This is a genomic window from Vibrio sp. 1F263, assembly GCF_041439035.1.
Lineage (GTDB): Bacteria > Pseudomonadota > Gammaproteobacteria > Enterobacterales > Vibrionaceae > Vibrio > Vibrio tasmaniensis_A.
In genome coordinates this window covers 13,911-30,603 of record NZ_JBGONI010000005.1, presented here as the reverse complement: position 1 = coordinate 30,603, position 16,693 = coordinate 13,911, and the positions used below count along the sequence as shown (strand labels likewise).

Annotated in this window: 17 protein-coding genes; 9 read left to right on the top strand and 8 right to left on the bottom strand. The window is 44.2% G+C overall.

Annotation, left to right across the window (positions count from 1 at the left end; genetic code table 11):
* Positions 1–138: 138 nt before the first annotated feature.
* The 4 genes from ACED25_RS04775 to ACED25_RS04760 all read left to right on the top strand — a co-directional run bounded on the left by ACED25_RS04775 (position 139) and on the right by ACED25_RS04760 (position 2,935).
* Positions 139–876 carry a nucleoside recognition domain-containing protein gene (locus tag ACED25_RS04775; protein ID WP_009846112.1) on the top strand — a complete coding sequence of 246 codons (738 nt, stop codon included), beginning with the start codon at positions 139–141 and terminating at the stop codon, positions 874–876.
* Positions 876–1,343 carry a YjiG family protein gene (locus ACED25_RS04770; protein ID WP_004737023.1) on the top strand — a complete coding sequence of 156 codons (468 nt, stop codon included), beginning with the start codon at positions 876–878 and terminating at the stop codon, positions 1,341–1,343. Before ACED25_RS04775 ends, ACED25_RS04770 begins: the two co-directional genes overlap by 1 nt.
* 666 nt (positions 1,344–2,009) lie before the next feature.
* Positions 2,010–2,396, top strand: a complete 387-nt coding sequence (locus tag ACED25_RS04765) for an MAPEG family protein (protein WP_009846114.1) — start codon at positions 2,010–2,012, stop codon at positions 2,394–2,396.
* Positions 2,397–2,404: 8 nt separating this feature from the next.
* Complete coding sequence (locus ACED25_RS04760; RefSeq protein ID WP_017100729.1) at positions 2,405–2,935, top strand: hypothetical protein; 531 nt, start codon at positions 2,405–2,407, stop codon at positions 2,933–2,935.
* 107 nt (positions 2,936–3,042) lie between these two features.
* Here the strand turns inward: ACED25_RS04760 and ACED25_RS04755 are convergent, their stop codons facing one another.
* Together ACED25_RS04755 and ACED25_RS04750 are read right to left on the bottom strand one after the other, a co-directional pair.
* Positions 3,043–3,678: an START domain-containing protein gene (locus tag ACED25_RS04755; RefSeq protein ID WP_009846116.1), complete on the bottom strand. Its 636-nt coding sequence runs from the start codon at positions 3,676–3,678 to the stop codon at positions 3,043–3,045.
* Between the two features lie 245 nt (positions 3,679–3,923).
* A complete protein-coding gene (locus ACED25_RS04750; protein WP_371694752.1) occupies positions 3,924–4,400 on the bottom strand; it encodes a YHS domain-containing (seleno)protein in 477 nt (158 codons plus the stop codon).
* Positions 4,401–4,510: 110 nt separating this feature from the next.
* On the opposite strand from ACED25_RS04750, the gene ACED25_RS04745 reads away from it, so the two are divergent.
* Positions 4,511–5,350, top strand: coding sequence for a cupin domain-containing protein (locus ACED25_RS04745; RefSeq protein ID WP_371694751.1), 840 nt, complete (start codon positions 4,511–4,513; stop codon positions 5,348–5,350).
* A 161-nt stretch (positions 5,351–5,511) separates the two neighbouring features.
* Here the strand turns inward: ACED25_RS04745 and ACED25_RS04740 are convergent, their stop codons facing one another.
* Positions 5,512–6,552 (bottom strand): acyltransferase, encoded by a 1,041-nt coding sequence (locus ACED25_RS04740; protein WP_371694750.1) that lies wholly within the window; start codon positions 6,550–6,552, stop codon positions 5,512–5,514.
* Positions 6,553–6,675: 123 nt separating this feature from the next.
* Positions 6,676–7,632, bottom strand: coding sequence for an AEC family transporter (locus ACED25_RS04735; RefSeq protein ID WP_009846120.1), 957 nt, complete (start codon positions 7,630–7,632; stop codon positions 6,676–6,678).
* A gap of 162 nt (positions 7,633–7,794) precedes the next feature.
* On the opposite strand from ACED25_RS04735, the gene ACED25_RS04730 reads away from it, so the two are divergent.
* Together ACED25_RS04730 and ACED25_RS04725 are read left to right on the top strand one after the other, a co-directional pair.
* The gene (locus ACED25_RS04730; RefSeq protein ID WP_004732750.1) at positions 7,795–8,388 is read left to right on the top strand and encodes a TetR/AcrR family transcriptional regulator; all 594 of its coding nucleotides are present in this window, start codon (positions 7,795–7,797) and stop codon (positions 8,386–8,388) included.
* A gap of 239 nt (positions 8,389–8,627) precedes the next feature.
* Entirely contained in the window at positions 8,628–9,476 is an 849-nt protein-coding gene (locus tag ACED25_RS04725; RefSeq protein ID WP_371694749.1) for an alpha/beta hydrolase, read from the top strand.
* Between the two features lie 137 nt (positions 9,477–9,613).
* Here ACED25_RS04725 and ACED25_RS04720 read toward each other — a convergent pair whose 3' ends face one another.
* Positions 9,614–12,148, bottom strand: a complete 2,535-nt coding sequence (locus tag ACED25_RS04720; protein WP_371694748.1) for a glycosyl hydrolase family 18 protein — start codon at positions 12,146–12,148, stop codon at positions 9,614–9,616.
* Between the two features lie 400 nt (positions 12,149–12,548).
* A complete protein-coding gene (locus tag ACED25_RS04715) occupies positions 12,549–13,013 on the bottom strand; it encodes a DUF2850 domain-containing protein (RefSeq protein ID WP_065679371.1) in 465 nt (154 codons plus the stop codon).
* Between the two features lie 383 nt (positions 13,014–13,396).
* Between ACED25_RS04715 and ACED25_RS04710 the strand changes: the two genes are divergently transcribed.
* Positions 13,397–13,678: a pyrimidine/purine nucleoside phosphorylase gene (locus ACED25_RS04710; protein WP_009846125.1), complete on the top strand. Its 282-nt coding sequence runs from the start codon at positions 13,397–13,399 to the stop codon at positions 13,676–13,678.
* Between the two features lie 217 nt (positions 13,679–13,895).
* Here the strand turns inward: ACED25_RS04710 and ACED25_RS04705 are convergent, their stop codons facing one another.
* Positions 13,896–14,768: a pirin family protein gene (locus ACED25_RS04705; RefSeq protein ID WP_102257670.1), complete on the bottom strand. Its 873-nt coding sequence runs from the start codon at positions 14,766–14,768 to the stop codon at positions 13,896–13,898.
* A gap of 158 nt (positions 14,769–14,926) precedes the next feature.
* On the opposite strand from ACED25_RS04705, the gene ACED25_RS04700 reads away from it, so the two are divergent.
* Entirely contained in the window at positions 14,927–15,208 is a 282-nt protein-coding gene (locus tag ACED25_RS04700; protein WP_009846127.1) for a hypothetical protein, read from the top strand.
* On the opposite strand, the gene ACED25_RS04695 is transcribed toward ACED25_RS04700, so the two are convergent.
* Positions 15,205–16,395 carry a GGDEF domain-containing protein gene (locus tag ACED25_RS04695; protein WP_102257705.1) on the bottom strand — a complete coding sequence of 397 codons (1,191 nt, stop codon included), beginning with the start codon at positions 16,393–16,395 and terminating at the stop codon, positions 15,205–15,207. The genes ACED25_RS04700 and ACED25_RS04695 overlap by 4 nt on opposite strands.
* Between the last annotated feature and the right edge of the window lie 298 nt (positions 16,396–16,693).

The window sequence follows — 16,693 nt, the reverse complement described above, 5'->3', positions numbered from 1 at the left end:
ATCACAGTTTTATATGTTGCTTTGGTTCTTTTATTTAAACCGATGCACTATTTGATTTTGGTCATTAACCTTTTGCTCATTAGTTTGCACTATCTATACGTGTTCTGTTCCACATAAACGAGATGTATAGAGGTCCTTATGACTAATCCAACCAAAACCGATCGTAAAGTCACGATCGGCAGCTATATCGCACTCGCGTTCGCGATTGTGTTCTTTTCAGGCTTAATGCAGTCCAATGAATGGTATGGAGTGCTCGATTTTACGACGCTCAACGGTTCATTTGGTAAGGTCGCTTACGATGTGAGTGAGTCGGCTGATGGTATCCAAGCGGCAACGACGTCACTGCGTGGTAAAGGCGGTAGTGGTGCGCGCGACGGTTTCATTTTTGCATTGACACTTATTCCGACCGTGATGTTTGCACTGGGTATGATCAACGTACTTGAGCACTACGGTGCACTGGACGCGGCTCGTAAACTACTAACTCCACTACTTCGTCCTTTAATGGGCATTCCGGGCAACTCAGGCTTGGCACTGATTGCTTCTCTGCAAAGTACCGATGCGGGTGCTGCGATGACACGTCAGCTCAAAGATGAAGGGCATTTGACTAAGCGTGAAACCGATGTGTTCACCATGTTCCAGTTTACTGCGGGTGCGGCGATCGTTAACTTTTTCTCTTCAGGTGCGGTGTTGTTCACTCTAACGGCGATGGATGGTTCTTTGGCAGTGACATCGTCAATAGGTCTTGCTGTTGCGGTGATGTTTATCTTCAAGTTTGTTGGTGCGAACTTATTCCGCCTTTACCTCAATATTACTGAAGGTAAAGAAGACAAAACAAAATCAGACAAAGAACAAAAACTGGAAGAGGAAGTAGCATAATGAGCGAAGTTAAAGCAAAGAAACCAATGGTTACTGATATTTTCGTTGAAGGTGCTAAGAAAGGCTGGGTTATTGCGACAACCTCTACAGTACCTAATGTTCTGATGGCGTTTGTGATTATTAAGGCGTTGCAGATTACTGGTGCACTGGATCTGATGGGTAGTGTGTTTGCACCTATCATGGCGGTATTTGGTTTACCGGGCGAAGCGGCAGCAGTATTGATTGGCGCGTGGATGTCGATGGGTGGTGCAGTCGGTGTGGTTATCACGCTGTTTGACCAAGGCATTCTGAACGGCAACCATATTGCTATCTTGGCGCCAGCTATCTACTTGATGGGTTCTCAGGTGCAATATATGGGACGCATCATGGGACCAATTGGTACTGAAGGTCGTTATATCCCTGTGATGATCGCGATTTCAGTATTGAATGCGTTTGGTGCTATGTTTTTGATGAACATTATTTTGTAACGTGGCTTTGAACGATTAGCTACTATTTGAACGATTAGCTACTATTTGAACGATCAGTTACTAATAGCTTTTCGATGTTGAAAAAAGAAACCCCGTTTGGCTTTCACCAAACGGGGTTTATTCTTTTTCGTAGCCATCCTGCTACTGACGTTGTTACTTATTTTTTAATAAGGTCACGTATGCTCCTTGCATCGTTCCTTGATTTGGCTAAATCCTTTAACCTATCCAATCCATCGCCTTCCTAGCGGTGTCCATGCTAACTCATCATCCTGACAAGTGACTCTATCCTAGAGTAAAACTTCCTTGCTGATCACTCATCCTAAGCCATCAAATCTTCATCCTGAAGATACCTAATCCGTTAGGCTTTTTCCTGTTCCTGCCAACTCCCTGTCGACATGAGTATTAAACACTTTGGAGGCTTTATTCGCAATTAGCCTTAGGAAATAAATATCCTCGCTAACTAAAATAAATATGCGTGGATTCATATAAAACAAGGGGTTGGGTTTGTAATTTTTCTTTTTTCTGCGAAGCTTGACTGTGATCTCTTACGTTCGGTGTGAGAGATCTCTTACAAATGTTCGGGCGCGAATATCATTCGTTGTCGAACTCATCCGTCGATAGGTGAGCGAAATACGCTCAACAAACTCAAAGTAATAGGAAAATATAATGGTTACAGCACTTTACGCAGCCTTGCTGACGGTCGTAATGATTTGGTTGGCGATAGAAGTCATTAAGCAAAGACGAATCAATCTGGTTGCTCATGCAGATGGCGGTGTTGAGTCGCTACAGATAGCACGCTCCGCACAAAGTAATGCAATGGATTACATCCCAATTACGGTTATTTTGATGGGCTTTTTGGAGATGAATGGTGCCAGTGTGTGGCTTATTCATGCCATTGGTGTTGCATTTATTCTGGGGCGTGTGATTCATGCAAAAGGTATTCTGGCAAAAAACTTAAAGGGTAGAAAAGTGGGCATGGTGTTAACGCTTATCTGCATGATCTCTTTGATTGTCCTAAACTTAGCTTACCTACCTTTTGATAAAATGTTCTAGGGAGCATTATGGCATTGCGCCTTCCCCCTGCTTGGGCGATTGTCCTTGCGGGGTTAATACTCAACATCATGGCTATTGTCATGTCGAGCTTGGTGCTCGACAAAATTGAAGCGGAAAAATCGGAATACAACGATCGTAAATACGGTAATGTGTACTCAATACAACTGGCCTGGAATACGATCGAAACCTTAGAGCGCAAGCGTGAAGCCATTCTGATCCACCTAGATAAACCCTCAACAGAAACCGCTCAACCTGCCACCATCCTCGATGAAGCGCTGCGCGGCCAACTCCGGAGTTGGGTGAGTGAGGAGGTGCCAGCCATCTCGTTGGCTAATTTACCCAAGCTTATGATGCTGATAAACAGTGCTCAAGAAGCCCAACGAGCACGAATTGATGACTACTATTTGGATAATCTGACCTTGGTTGAATTAATCCAAAGGCTCGATGAAAAAATGGCTTTCTACAAGAATATTGCCCTGTTTCTTCAGGTGTTTGGTTTAGCACTTATCTTAGCTCGCGACCTCGCTAGAAGGCCTTAGTATCTATTTATCTATTTACCTATTTACCTATTTACCTATTTACCTATTTACCTATTTACCTATTTACCTACTTATCTACCTAGTTATCTACCCATCGACTGGTATCGCTAGCGAGACTCACTTGGCAGGTTAGGGTGCTGCTGGCCTTGGTACTTCTGTAATTGTTCTTTTAGCCCTTTAAACGTGCTCAGTGCACTATCAATCGATAATTTGTTCATTAACCAATTTGGCAGGATGCCACCTGCGTTCGCATACGCGGTGTAGGTAATGTAAGTATTGCCATTGGTGAGCGGTTGCAGAGTCCATAAGGCATCTACATCATAAATTCGAATGTACCCCGACTCTTTCGCCAAATAATCAGACGCATCCTTGATCGACAAGACAAACTGCCCATCCTCGACGCTGTATTTTGAGTAGGTCACCATATCGCGGTCTCTGGCAGGCCAAGGCGCTTTGAACTGGGTATAGACGATATTTTCATCCTCAGATATCTGCATCAAAACACGACTTTCCGATACGTTATCTATCCAGTTTGGCACGTTCGCGCTGTCTTCCAATAACAGCAAAAAACCAGAATAAGTGGTGGGCGTTTGCATTTGTGCTCGTATTTCTACCAAGCCTTCAGTGTGAGGTCTCTTATCAATGATGATGCCATCTTCACTTTTCACGAACTGCCATGGAGCAGCGTAAGTCAGTGTTGATAAAGCATAGAGTCCGATTGCTAAAATCCTAGGTAATATCATTATTCTTCCATGAAAAGAAAAGCTTATCTTTAGGAGTATAGAATAAAAATGGTTTTGATTCGTGCTGAAATCGCACTGATTTCTCTCTGATTTGAGTGTTACATCGCTGTTTATCTTGGTGTTATCAATAATTGGCTGCTTATTTGTATTTGAGCCGTGAAAATAAAAACGGAAGCGTTCGGTCGCTTCCGTTTTGTTAGTGGGCAATGGATAAACGTTGAAGGCTAGAACCTAGAACCTAGAACTTAAAGCTTGTAGGCTTCCACGGTTTTTATAGTGGTCCAGTTGCTGTTGGCGTCTTGGATGAATTCTTGCGTATTCTCCAGCCAACGCTTTTGAACTGACTTATCTAAGTTCAAGTACAGCTTCCCACCTTCTACTTTCCAAGCTAGTGGGTCCGTTTCAAATTTCTTACCCATTGCCACACCAAAGGCACAATAGCCACCATATTGAGGTGCATAAGCCGATGGGTTAGATCGGAATTCATCTCGGTTTTCACTGCTCACAAAGTTATAAATCGCATTCTTATAAGTCGCTGTGAATTCAGATGTGCCTTTAGCTGGCCCCTCATTGGCAAAGTAAGCAACAGGGTCATAACCTTTAATGGCGAGGTCATTGTTGTCGACACTCATATCAAGGTCTGCTGCCATTAACGAAACGCTGGTTCCTAGTAACGCGGCCAATAGAGTGATTTTTTGACTGGTCGATTTCATGTGTGACATCTCAAGTTCCTTGTCAGTGTGGGTTATTTTGTTTGAAGTAATTTAGCCCACTTGTCCGGTCTATAGAGGGACAAAAGAACTAAAAACTAAGCGAATCGTTCGGAGGGTGCATGGATCTGCTGTCACAATTAATGGAACACTTCTCGATACGCACTGGCGTTTTCTATTCTGGAAACCTGTGTGGGGTGTCGTCATTTAACGCGCAACAAGGCAAAGAAGGGCACCTTCATGTATTAAGCTCGGGGGAGTTGACCTTGTCTGGTGCTCATACGGAATGCCGGCAGCTTTCTCAGCCCTGTATTATTTACCTGCCGAATAGCACACCACATGCAATTGAAGGTGTGGGAGAGGGTGCAGAGCTTGTGTGTGCGAACGTGGAGTATCGTTCAGGGCAGATGAATCCTTTATTATCGGCTCTGCCCGACATGATAGTGATTCCGTTTGAAGATGCACCGAACTTAATGCCTGTGATTGAGGTGCTGTTTCGAGAGTCGGGGCAAGCATCTTCAGGACAACAATCGTCAGGGCAGCAATACCTAATGGACAAGTTGAGTGATGCGTTGATGGCGTTGATTTTTCGTCATCTCATTGAACAACAAAAAATCGATAGCGGCGTTTTCTCTGCTCTTGCACACCCAAGGCTTGCTGCTGTGGTGACGGCTATTCACCGGTTGCCTGCTCGTCACTTTTCGGTTGCAGAAATGGCGTCATTGGCCGCGATGTCTCGAACTCAGTTTATAGAAGCGTTCAAGCGTGAGGTGGGTGAAACGCCGGGAGATTACGTGCAAAAGTGGCGTGTTTCCGTTGCTCAATCTCTGTTACTGCAAAATAAGCCCATCAACTGGGTTGCCGATGAAGTCGGTTACAACAGTTATTCAGGTTTCTCACGCGCATTTCAGCATGTATCGGGTGTGTCGCCACGTCAGTGGTTAAAAGAGAGTAACGCATAAGAGGGAAAGGGATCTTGAAGTTTAAAGTTGCCAGTGAAAGCGAGTTAGTGCTTTCACTGGCAAGGCGAACCTCATTGCAGAAAAGAATGTTACATCATCAAGGCAAATTACAGACTGAGGGGTTTCACTAGGCCTGTAATACGTCGTTGGCTAGATGAGCACTAACGAAGTAACCAGTGGCGCAGTGGCGTTTTTTCTATACCAGCGATCAATATAAAGCTCAGGGTAAAGGTGCCGAAGAACACGGTGATGTCTTTAGCTAGCTCAGTGATGCCCAATACTCCGCAGACATTGAACAGTATGATAATGATCAGTAAATGGCTGACGTAGATACCCAGCATGCGATTTGAAATGGCACGAACCCAAGCGTAGTTACCCATGTTTGGATTAGCCAAAAGCCACATAAACACGCCCATCCCCCATAGCGCCGTGCCAAACAAGAAATCATTCATGTTGAATCCGACGTCGAACGTGGTGAGCCATGCCGCCTCAGCAAAGTGAATCAACATGCCTAACGCTAATAGCCCCAACGCTTTAGTTGATGACACTTTCCATTGATTCTGACGAATAAGGAAACCTAAGGTCACCATTAACGTGCTAAAGAACGGGCCATTACGCGTGAAGAAGGGTGCTTCTAACCCGGTTAGCGTTGCGTAGCTGCCCGCTAAAACACCATAAACGTAAAGTACAATAGCCGCTGGTAATTGCAGTTTGTCGAGTTTCATTTCGACGATCAAAGCAATGATCAAAACGGCACATACGAGAGCGGGAATAAACCATAAATGAACCAATCCACCCTCTAAGAAAGAGTTAAGTGGCGTGTTCATTAAGAAACCCCAATAGCCTTGGCGCTCACCTAGGTAGCCAAACTCTTCTACCTTCGCGAGGTTGAATGGCATCACTAAGCAAATGATGCTCCATGCCAACCATACTTTAAGCAGTGGTTTAGAATAATTAATGACGGTTTGCCACGGGGATGCAGTCAACTTGGGCTGAATAAGATAACCGGAAATTAGGAAAAACAGAGGCACGGCAAAACGAGCGGTTTGGTTGAGCACATAACCGATCCAAGGCACTTCATCTATTTGCCAATAAGTGAGTGCCATTTGGCCGTGCAAACCAATGATCGCCAAGATAGCAATCACTCTGCCTAACTCGATACTGGCGATGTGTTGTGAAGGCGTATGTTGAACGGAAGACATATCAGATCTCTCAGTAAAATTTTTACGAAATCTAGCAGCCTTTATGCCCAACCAGTTAGTCCTAAATCAAGGCTTATGACCTTTGTTTCAAGGCTTGTGTCGGTTTTTTGAAGCTTGTCGCAGCTATATTAAATCCATTGCAGTGAGTGCAAATATACCTAGTGTGCAAGTGATAAGAGAAACAACAGTAGTAAGAGCGATGATGTTAGCCGCGAGTGTTGAGTTTCCTCCCATCGCACGCGCCATAACATAGCTTGCCGCTGCTGTTGGTGCTGCGCTCATCAAGAAGATAAGTCCGAGATCGAGCCCTTCAAATCCTAAGTACCAACCAGCCAGTGTAGTCAGTAAAGGTGAGGCGATTAACTTGTAACTAGAGGCGAACCACGTAGACAACTTTTCTTGTTTAAGCGAACTAATATCTAGAGAACCACCAGTACAAAGTAGAGCCAAAGGCAAAGTCATGTTGGCAAAGTATTGCCCAGCATCAGTCACCATTTTTGGAATGGGAATTGAAAGTGCATAGAAGACGACTGCTAAGAAAATAGCGATGATTAACGGGTTTTTGGTGATGGACTTGGCGATCACTTTAATGGCTTTAGCGCCGGTGTCTTTGCCTTTGGGTGTCAGTGCTATCACGGCTTGAATGTTATACAGCACGGTCAGAGATGCGACATAGATAGCAGCCAATGCCACGCCTTGGTTGCCATAAATATTAGCCACATAGGCGAGGCCGATGATCGCGGTATTAGCGCGGAATCCCCCTTGGATGATCACACCTTGATCTTTAGAGCTTTTGAATACCAACTTGGTTGAGAAAATCGTGAACAAGAAAAAGACAAAGTTAGCGATGACGCCAAAAGCAACTAACGCGCTACTGGCTGAAAAATTGTGATTTGATTGAACAATACTAAGAAATAGCATCGCGGGTAGGGTGACTTGAAATACCACCTTGGACGCGACATCAATGAAATTATCATTGATCAAGCCAATTCGCTTGAGCATCACACCAAGAAACAGCATTAAACAGATAGGGCCTGTTACCGACGCCGAAAACGCAAACTGTTCCCAAAGTGTGTTCATTGTTTTTCCTTTAGTTAGTCGATTTCAATTTCCCTTGAATACTGTCGCATTTTTCCACAGTTTCTGACATCAGAGAAAACAAAATAAGTGTTTTGCAAATAAAAATTGCAAAAAAGAACGAACGTGCTAAAAATAAAGCATGAGATTTATTATTGGTGAATAATGAGCAAGGGAAAGATAACCAAAGAGTATATTTTGAGCCATGCATTTGCACTTGCGAGTGAGAATGGGCTTGAGAGTTTGACGATTGGCGAGTTAGCCAAGCAGTGTGGCATGTCTAAGAGTGGATTGTTTGCGCACTTCAACTCTAAAGAAAACCTGCAACTCTCTGTACTCGAGTACTCCAACGCCATATTCACTGAAAGAGTCATTATTCCCGCAAGAGAGCTAGGGGATGGTGATATCGAAGCGAAATTGAAACAGTTGCTCGACAATTGGTTGGGTTGGAATCATTCATTCCAAGGCAGCTGTATGTTTATTGATGCTTGGAAAGATGCAGGCAGCGAAACGTCTGTGATTCAGAAGGCACTGCAGAAAACCATTTCAGTGTGGATTGATTACTTGACGATTCAGGTAGCAAAAGCGGTTGAGAGCAAACAGTTCAGGGCCGATTTAGATCCAAAACAGGCAACCTTTGAGTTATATGGCCTTTATTTGAGTGCTAATTTGTTCTACTCATTGCGAGGTCAACAAGCGAGCCACACCCATTTTTGGAGTGGTGTAGAACGCTTGGTAGCCAGTTGGAAAGCGGTTTAATACATACAGCAGGTTAACTCGTAAGCCACTTAGCTCGCAAATCATGAAGTTCGAAAATCATGGAATTCGCAAAGCATGTGACCTAGCTTAATTAAGGTTTGCAAAAGATTTTAAGAGAAGTGGCGGCAAGCAGTCATAAACAGCGCTAGCGCCATTTTTTATACTAACAAATAGCACGGTCGTTCGATTTTAGGGCCGAGCTCGATCCGCCAACAATGATGGCGATACAAGGAACGGTCATGAGTGACAAAATCTATTTCAATACATCGAACAAATTTAGCTTCAAGCGTAGCTTGATTGGCGCTACAACCAATCTGCACTACATTTTAGCGCCAAGTCATGCGAAGAAAACGGCACGTAAGCTGCTGCTCACTCCAATGCGTACTGAGCAGAAAAATGCCGATCCGCAAGGGCTGGTCAAGAGTGAAATCAATGGTCGTGATGGTGTTTTAAAAACCTACTCTTTGGGTACCGGTCCAGTTTGGGTGTTAACTCATGGTTGGTCAGGCACCGCGAGTCAGTTCTTTCCTTTAATGGAACATATCGCAGCTAAAGGTTTTACGGCTCTAGCTTACGATCATCCTGCTCATGGTGGCAGTGATGGGGTACATGGTCATATCCCTGCGTTTGTGAACGGTCTTGAAGCCATTCTCGATTCAGTGGGAGAGGTAGCAGGTTTGGTCGGTCATAGCATGGGTACCGCTTCTGCATTGGAATGTAAGCACGTTAAATTGGAAAACAAGCCGTTATTGCTGATTGCACCTGTACTGGATTATCTAGAAAACCTATTTGGCAGTGTTGCTCGTTCTGGTTACTCAATGAAACTGTTTGAGGCGGTAGTCGGAGAAGTAGAAGAGCAGTTTAACTACCCAATTCAGTCTGTGGATCCCTATGGAAAGCTAGCGCTTCGTGAGTCTCAAACTATCATTGTTCATGATGAACAAGATAAGTTTACTAAGTTTGATGTGTCGAAGCGTGCAGCCTATGAAATGGATCGTGTCACCTTAATCGCGACTCAAGGTCAAGGCCACGGACGAGTGATGAAGTGCCCGCAAGTGTTCGAGAGCTTTGATAACTTGATTGGCTAAGCTTAACGAGCGCAAGTCAGTAGAACGCCAGTTAAGAAAACAAATAATAAAAAGGCCAACCAGATATTCTCTGGTTGGCCTTTGATTTAGGGATTTAGTTGATGCTTAGTCAGTATTTAACTAAGCACTATTTTTAGTTAGCAGCTTGCTGGACCGATCTCTTTCCACACGCCCCATTGGCCTGTCGTTGTTGGATCTTCACCTGTTGTCCACCACTTCGCTTCCCAAACTTTACCGCCTTGAGTCACTTGATCACCGCCATTGTAGACCGCGCCTGAATCCCAAGCGTTAGTACACGTACCGCCGCCTGTGGTTTTCTTCAGGACTTTCACTGAAGTAGCCGCGACTGATGTATCTGTACCATCACTCACTGTCACAGAGAAGTTCAGTACCGTGTCTTGCGTGTATTCCGCCGCCACAAAGCTTACTGAAGCGCCTTGAACTGTTGCATCAATACCAGCAGGTACATCCCATGTGAAGGTCAGTGTGTCTTGATCCGCATCGCTCGAAGCCGAAGCATCAACGACAACTACATCACCTGCACTCACTTCAGCCGGAGCAGAAACAACTGCGATCGGAGCTGTGTTTACTGGACCTGTGTCTTTAGGGTTTACCGTTACCACAACGGTGTCTGTTGACGTTGCGCCTTCGTTGTCTGTTACGGTTAGGCTGAATGTCAGAGTCTCTTGTTGTGTGACTTCCACTACATCGAAACTCGCAACAGCCGCATTCGCGCTGGCTAGCGTTACCGCCGTTCCGCTTACTTGTGACCAAGCGTAGCTCGCAATTGTACCGTCGCTGTCTTTTGAAGCGCTGCCATCTAGAGAAACAGAAGCAGGGCCTTCAACCGATTGATCTGCGCCCGCTGCTGCGGTTGGTTTACGGTTTACAGGGTCAGTAGTTCCACCTGCTAGACCTTCATGCATCGCATTTAGGATATCGCCGTTATCCGCATCAATTTCCCAAGAGAATAGACCCGCAAGGCCAAGGCTACGAACGTATGCGCCTTTTGCTTTCACTGAGCGGTCATCATCAAATGTGATCAACTTGCCTGAAGTACGGTTCCAAACGTAAGGCGCTTCTGCCATTTCGTCGTAGCCATATTCAAAGCCGTTGATGCCTTGGTTGTTTGCACCAAGCATGTTCGCTTTTATGCCTTTGTAGTCAATAACGCCATCTTCCCATACGCCTTGCGCAGAGCTGCCGGTTAGTTTGCCATTACCCACGCCTGTCATTGGATCGCTAGGATCTGAAAGTGATGACGGTAATACACCCTCCCAACCACGACCGTACATCGCTGTACCAACCACAAGTTTGTTCGCTGGAACACCTTGCGCAAGAAGCAATTGGATGCCGTTGTCTGTGGTGTAAGCAGGGCCAGTGTACTGTTCGCCATTTTCATCAAGGCCTGTGCCATCACATTGACCAGGGCGCATGAAGTTACCGCAGTTGAGTGCTGTTTGGTGACCTAAAACGTTGTTCCAACCGCCGTAGAAGTCGTAAGTCATTGCAAAGATGTAATCCATGTACTGGATAGCCTCGCCGTAGTTCACGTCTTCAATCTTATCGTGACCAACACCGATCGCTGATGTTAGCTCGTAAGTACGACCGTTTTCCGCTTCTAGTTGATCAAGCATAGTGCGCAGTTCTGCCATCAGTGCAATGTAAGCTGGGCCATCATTCACAGGGTCACCAAGGTCTGGCGCCGCACCGCCTCCACCAGGGAACTCCCAGTCAATATCTACACCATCGTAGAATTTCCACGTGTTAAGGAATTTCTTAACCGATGCAATGAAGGTGTCTCGGTTAGCTTTAGTTGTGAAGTCGAAGAATGGGTCAGACAGCGTCCAACCACCAATCGATGGGATGATCTTCAAATCAGGGTTACGCTGTTTTAGCGCCATCAACATTGCGTAGTTGCCCTTGATAGGGGAGCTGTATTCATGACCCGCTTGCGGGAAGCTCTTTTGGAAAGCCGCCCAAGGGTCGTGAATCACCACTTCGTAATCGTTAACGCCCTGACATGCTGTCATGAGTGCGTTGTAACTGTTGCCGCCCACTGATTTTACTGATTCGTTAGGACCACAAATTGGGATGAAGCCATAAAGGATATGGGTCAAATTGTCAGCAGGTAGGTTATCGACTGTGTAATCACGGCCATAGATGCCCCACTCAACAAAGTAAGTACCGACTACCGTGTTTGGGTCTGTGTTGTATGACTTGTTGTTTGGATCCACATTCATCGCAAGTGGTGCTAGGTGTGATCCATCGGTATCGGCAATCGTGATTTTAGCGGGTGCGCTTTTGCTACAACCTGTTTCGTCACACGCTTCGATTTCCATATCGAATAAGCCGCCTTGGCCGTATTCGAATGAAGCTGTGGTTTGGCTGCCAGTGATTGGGCCTGTGGCTACTTTAACGCCATCAAAGTAGATGTTGTACGTGTTTCCTGACGTTCCGCTCCATTGGTTGAACTTAACGTCGACTTTTGCTTTATCGTGATATTTAACCATCTGGTTGTAGCCAGAGGTGGTTTCCATCGCGAGTTCAATTTTAGAAAACTGTAGGTTGTTGGAACCGTACATATCAATGCTAGGTGCTGTTGGCGCGGCCAATGCTGTACCAGATAGCGCTAGAGCAATACTCGCAGCACAGGTGTTTATACGAATCATACTATTTCTCTCATTCCTTGAAGGTTTAGAACCAAGTGGTCCTAGAATCGGCTCCCGTCAGTTTTGAAGGAGCTTCCCCGTCAGTATTCGAGAGAGTTTTAATTTCATGACTGAAAATAAATCCGTTTTCGATGGACAACTAAAAAATTGTATCTTGTTACAATTCTGTTGCTTAATGAATGAGAGGCTGAGTCCATGTTTTATAAAATAAACCGCACTCAGAAGGAAAGTCTCATAAGTGAAATTACACGACATGAAGTTATGAAAAAGTGCGGTAAGCTATTATTAAATATCGCAAACTGAAGCGGCATCACAATCTTAAGCTCGTCATACCGGTGCTTGTAAGGGGCAGGTAGTATTGATGTAAGAGGGGTTACTAAACAAAGCGCTGTTGAAAGTATTATTTTTTGAATTGTTCAGCTAATACTGAGCGTCGTTGCTGCATGAGTCCTTGAGTCTCACCCGCTACAGTATCTTCATACCCTTCTTTTATGAATTGTTTGGATGGTGTGTTCGGCACTAGCCGCTTTAAACGAGGTGAATTGTAGGTACCGCTAATGGTATAAATCGTTGGGCCTGAACCTGTATTGATCGTGACATCGTTACCATCAAAATCAAACGAGGTACTGATGAAACGATAGTTCATCATCACACCATCATCGGAAAGTGTAAGAATATCTGTTTTGTAAGGTGGAGCACCAATCTCGATCCATGTGCCATGGACGTTACTTGGGCTTACAGATTTTTGGTAGGCTTGGTAGCCAAAATAGCCGACGGAGAGGGCAATCATAAAGCCAGCCATTAAGAAGGCGTAGAGTAACGAATTGGCCAATATATCGCTGCTTTTCGTGGTATTTTTAGCCATTATCTCTTCATTTTAGTTACTCATACTGGTGATGATTCTATAAAATAAAACGATAGGTTGCAAAGGTTCTTATAAGAGTTAGAAGCAGGATCGAATGTTCTTTTGAATCAAACTGCCTCAGTGATTTTTTACCCACACATTCAGTCTTCATGCTTTGTTAAGGAATATTTACTTAGAATGATTAGGTTGTATACCCAATGCCACGCCTAAAATGATTTCATCTCGAACGAAATTTAACTTCGAAAGGTCAACAGATCCTAAGCTATATTCATTTATTTCTTGTAGGACAGTCTCGAATTGGTTAAAACAATTAGCACCTAAATTTACGCATAGGCTTATTCGTTGAGCCTAGTAATGCAATTTTGAGATAACAAGGAAGTACAATGATTAAAGAAAATACATACTTTGAAGGCGGTGTTAAGTCGTTAGCGTTTAACCAGTCTGGTGCTGATGTGAGTGTTGGTGTGATGGCCGCTGGTGAATACACATTCGGTACTGCAGCTCCGGAAAAGATGACTGTTGTTAAAGGTGCTTTAATTGTAAAGCGTGTTGGCGATGACGATTGGACTACATTCCAATCTGGTGAGTCTTTTGACGTTGCGGGTGACTCTTCATTCGATTTACAGGTTAAAGAAGCGACAGCTTACCTGTGTGAATACTTGTAGGAAGGCCTGAGTTCGTTCAACCAGAGTATCGTTTATCTATGGCTTAATAGAAAAAAACCACGCTCTAGGAGCGTGGTTAAATAAGTGATAATAACCGGCAGTGGATAGTGTCACTTGTTTTTACAGTCATCAAATGGATGACCAAATTGTTGTTCGTTGCAAAATCTCTTCAATCTTTAACTTCAATTCAAAGCTAAAAGCGCAAAGACGTCGTCAATTAGTAAGTCTCAAAAACGCCATTGTTGAAGTCCTGAATCGTCTGTTCAATTTCTTCCATCGAGTTCATGACAAACGGACCATAGTGCACAACAGGTTCATTAATCGGCTCACCAGAAAAAATCAGTACACCTGAATCTTCTAAACTACTCAAAGACAGCAAGTCAGCTTTAGTGAGTAACGCAAGTTGACCTTGGTTGATGACTTTATCACCGATCTTAATACTGCCTCGGTACACGTAAGTCATGGCATTGTGATTAACATTTGTCCCTAATGTTATTTTTTGCCCAGAATGAGATCGCCAATCCGCTACGCTTAACGGCACACCAGTTTGTTGCAGTGGGCCTTGCGTTCGTAAAGCCTCTACATCATGGTCAGCTAGGTTATGCAGTTCGAATCCACCCGCAATAACTCTCAATAAACCACTTTGCTCACTTTGGTGCTCTGTAACGCTTTCATTTTGGAAATCGTGATACTGAGCTAGCAGCATCTTGTGTGTTGCAGGTTGGTTTATCCAAATCTGAAATCCATGCAGTGCACCTTCTTCCATCATTGGCATTTCGCTGTGAATCACACCACGACCCGCGGCCATCCACTGTGCACCACCGCTGCGAAGCTCTCCAACATTCCCCATGTGGTCTTTGTGCTGGAAGTGACCTTGCAGCATGTAAGTGAGCGTTTCTATCCCACGGTGAGGATGTGGAGGAAAGCCGCCAACATAATCTTTGCTTTCATCCGACTTAAGTTCATCAATCATTAAAAATGGAGAGAAACGCGTGTTATTGAAACCAGCGAGTCTTTGTATTTTTACGCCGTCACCATCGGAGGTAGCGTGTGCTGCAATCACATGATCTACTGCTCTTACACTCGTCATTTTGAAATCCTCATAAACTTGAATAGCTGTAGTTTATGTAATTTGATTTAAAAAGAAGATGGCACAGTGTTGAGTGACTTATTCGAAAATTTTGAACAGGTAAGAATATGAAATTATGTCTATACTTGAATAGAGAGCAGACCGCCAAGGAGGCCGCTATGGCAGTACAGCAAAAACATGGCGAAAGGCAAGGTCGGATGGGCTTTGATAACGATTTTACAACGGAGCAAGGTCAGCGTTTTACAGAGGTTGCGAATAAAGCGGTTAAGCGCCGTGTTAGAAAGCACCAGGCAGATGGGCCTTTTATACACTCGGCTAAGCAAGCCGCTTTTAAAACCGTTGCTAAATCTAAGAACGAAAATCGAAATTTAGTACGACAAGTCGTTTGGATTATTGTTATTGGCTTAGTGAGTTTATGGGCCATGTATATGGCAGGCTAGCGTGGACGCGTTTTTAATAACGTAACATTGCTCCCTTCGACCTTCGCTTCAAGACAACCTTCAAGCTCAGATGATTCCGATTCTGAGAAGGGGAGGTTCGTTGGTAGCTCTTCTATCAAGGTCGATACGGGATTATCGTGATAATAAGCGTATCGATTTTTTCCTGAATGTTTGGCAACATACATCGCTTTATCAGCACATCTCGTCAGCTCATGTAATTCTTGAGCATCTTGCGGGTACAACGAAACCCCAACACTGAGTGTCAATTCCTTGATTCTCTCGTTTGTCTGGCAACCACTTTCGAATAGCCCACAAATCCGATCTAAAATACCGTCTAGATCTTTGCGAGTTGGTACATCGTAGAGCATCAAAACAAACTCATCTCCAGCAAAGCGCGCAATCGAATAATCGTATTCATGACTTACCCTGTCTCTGGTTCGGATGTTGTTGCTTAAACGATTCGCAAAATGCTGCAAAACACTGTCTCCGACGTCGTGCCCGTAGCTATCATTAATGCCTTTGAAGTCATCTATGTCCAAAAAAACTAATGCAGTCAGTGAGCGTTCACTATCCACTGTCGCAAGTTTTTCTGTCGCCCAACGTTCAAAGCTCCAACGGTTTGCCAAGCCTGTTAGTTGATCTCTATAGGCCAAATCTTCAATCCCCTCTTTATATAGGCGTTGAATATAACTGACGGCTTTTGTGTAGTAATAAGCTGATGTGTGACATACCAAGCTCATTGTAAATAAGCTAAGAATAAATCGGTGTGAGCTGCTAAAAGGTAAAGAAAAGCTGCTAGGCATCGCTGTAATCAAGGTGCTGATAAATACACAAAATGAGGTACTGAATATAATGCCAATTCTAAAATCGTTTATGAAAATAACGGCAGCCAAAATCGGGTAGAGCCAAAGTGTCCGCTCGGGAATGGCGTGACTGTACAAGAATAGGATGACTCCTTGAACGAGCAGAACACCACTTAGAATCAATTCTGAATACTCAGCGGCAGTGACTTTTTTTACGTAAAATGCATTTGAGATAGCAATAAGTGCAAAACACAGTTCGAAAATTGACAGCGTGTAATGCTGACCTTGGAAGTAAGCCCAAGTGTAGAATGTGAATAACGCAGCGGCAGCCAGTGAAAAGGAGTGGACAATTTTTTGCTTGCGAGTGGACCGTATGTCCGCCATTTCTTCTAGGTGTCTGCCGACGAGCCTTTTCATGTGATTTGTGCCAAAGATTTTGATGATTGATGTTAATAGTAGATGAAATAAAAGTCATAGCAGAGTGTTAGTGACCTTTTTAGTGTGACTACTATCAAGGTTTCATATTTAAATGATGAGTGACTCACAATAAATAGTGATGAGCGTCACTAACGGTGCAGATGTATCCGTTAGTGAAACAATCACGGTTCTAGTTGCAGGAAGTTACTTGGCTATTATCTACTTGCTTTCCAATACGTTACTCAACATAGTTTGTAGATAGCTA

Excerpts from the sequence above, each read along its gene's own strand:
- ACED25_RS04775 (WP_009846112.1), top strand. The coding sequence starts at position 139 with ATGACTAATCCAACCAAAACCGATCGTAAAGTCACGATCGGCAGCTAT.
- ACED25_RS04770 (WP_004737023.1), top strand. The coding sequence starts at position 876 with ATGAGCGAAGTTAAAGCAAAGAAACCAATGGTTACTGATATTTTCGTT.
- ACED25_RS04765 (WP_009846114.1), top strand. The coding sequence starts at position 2,010 with ATGGTTACAGCACTTTACGCAGCCTTGCTGACGGTCGTAATGATTTGG.
- ACED25_RS04760 (WP_017100729.1), top strand. The coding sequence starts at position 2,405 with ATGGCATTGCGCCTTCCCCCTGCTTGGGCGATTGTCCTTGCGGGGTTA.
- ACED25_RS04755 (WP_009846116.1), bottom strand. The coding sequence starts at position 3,678 with ATGATATTACCTAGGATTTTAGCAATCGGACTCTATGCTTTATCAACA.
- ACED25_RS04750 (WP_371694752.1), bottom strand. The coding sequence starts at position 4,400 with ATGTCACACATGAAATCGACCAGTCAAAAAATCACTCTATTGGCCGCG.
- ACED25_RS04745 (WP_371694751.1), top strand. The coding sequence starts at position 4,511 with ATGGATCTGCTGTCACAATTAATGGAACACTTCTCGATACGCACTGGC.
- ACED25_RS04740 (WP_371694750.1), bottom strand. The coding sequence starts at position 6,552 with ATGTCTTCCGTTCAACATACGCCTTCACAACACATCGCCAGTATCGAG.
- ACED25_RS04735 (WP_009846120.1), bottom strand. The coding sequence starts at position 7,632 with ATGAACACACTTTGGGAACAGTTTGCGTTTTCGGCGTCGGTAACAGGC.
- ACED25_RS04730 (WP_004732750.1), top strand. The coding sequence starts at position 7,795 with ATGAGCAAGGGAAAGATAACCAAAGAGTATATTTTGAGCCATGCATTT.
- ACED25_RS04725 (WP_371694749.1), top strand. The coding sequence starts at position 8,628 with ATGAGTGACAAAATCTATTTCAATACATCGAACAAATTTAGCTTCAAG.
- ACED25_RS04720 (WP_371694748.1), bottom strand. The coding sequence starts at position 12,148 with ATGATTCGTATAAACACCTGTGCTGCGAGTATTGCTCTAGCGCTATCT.
- ACED25_RS04715 (WP_065679371.1), bottom strand. The coding sequence starts at position 13,013 with ATGGCTAAAAATACCACGAAAAGCAGCGATATATTGGCCAATTCGTTA.
- ACED25_RS04710 (WP_009846125.1), top strand. The coding sequence starts at position 13,397 with ATGATTAAAGAAAATACATACTTTGAAGGCGGTGTTAAGTCGTTAGCG.
- ACED25_RS04705 (WP_102257670.1), bottom strand. The coding sequence starts at position 14,768 with ATGACGAGTGTAAGAGCAGTAGATCATGTGATTGCAGCACACGCTACC.
- ACED25_RS04700 (WP_009846127.1), top strand. The coding sequence starts at position 14,927 with ATGGCAGTACAGCAAAAACATGGCGAAAGGCAAGGTCGGATGGGCTTT.
- ACED25_RS04695 (WP_102257705.1), bottom strand. The coding sequence starts at position 16,395 with ATGGCGGACATACGGTCCACTCGCAAGCAAAAAATTGTCCACTCCTTT.